The organism is Shewanella submarina (assembly GCF_042646185.1).
Classification (GTDB): Bacteria; Pseudomonadota; Gammaproteobacteria; order Enterobacterales; family Shewanellaceae; genus Shewanella; species Shewanella corallii.
The window spans coordinates 1-649 of record NZ_JBHRTD010000005.1; the positions used below are offsets into that span (position 1 = coordinate 1).

At 61.5% G+C, this 649-nt stretch carries 1 protein-coding gene; it reads right to left on the reverse strand.

Going from position 1 to position 649, the window contains the following annotated elements; genetic code table 11:
* Nucleotides 1–649, reverse strand: a 649-nt coding sequence (locus ACFOE0_RS03005) for an Ig-like domain repeat protein (RefSeq protein WP_380711371.1), incomplete at both ends; no start/stop codon positions are given.

A 649-nucleotide genomic window follows, 5' to 3' on the forward strand; every position in this document is an offset into this window, starting at 1 on the left:
GGTGTCACCCACTTCAGTGCCGGCTGCCAGGGTGACGGTGATGTTCACCTGACCGTCGAGCTCAGCATCATTGATGTAGCCATCGTCGTTGGCATCTTCGGTAATGGTGACCGTTGGGGCGGCCGGGCCGCTATTGAGCACGGCACTGTCCGCGCCACTGGCGGTGTTGCCTGCCGGATCGGTGACCGTGGCGGTGATTGTCAGACTCTCACCATTGGCTGGCGCATCCACACTTAAGCTGATGCCGTTATCCAGCATGTCCTGAGTCACGGGACCGGAGAAGATAACCGCACCATCCTGATCGGTAATGCTCACGGTATCGCCGACTGCGGTGCCTGCGCCCAGCGTCACGGTGAAGTTCACCAGTCCATCGGCGCTGAGTTCGCTGTCGTTAATGTAGCCGTCGTTGTTGGCATCTTCAGTGATCTCCACTACCGGCGCGGCAGGGGCGCCGCCGCCCGCGCCGTAATCCAGGGTGGCGGAGTCATTACCATTGGCGGTGTTGCCCGCCGGGTCGGTGACGGTGGCGGTTACTGTGATGGTGGTGCCGGTGGCAGGGGCTGGCATAGAGACTGACAGGCCATTATCCAGCATGTCCTGAGTGACCGTGCCGGAGAAGATGACGTTACCGTCCTGGTCGGTCACTTCG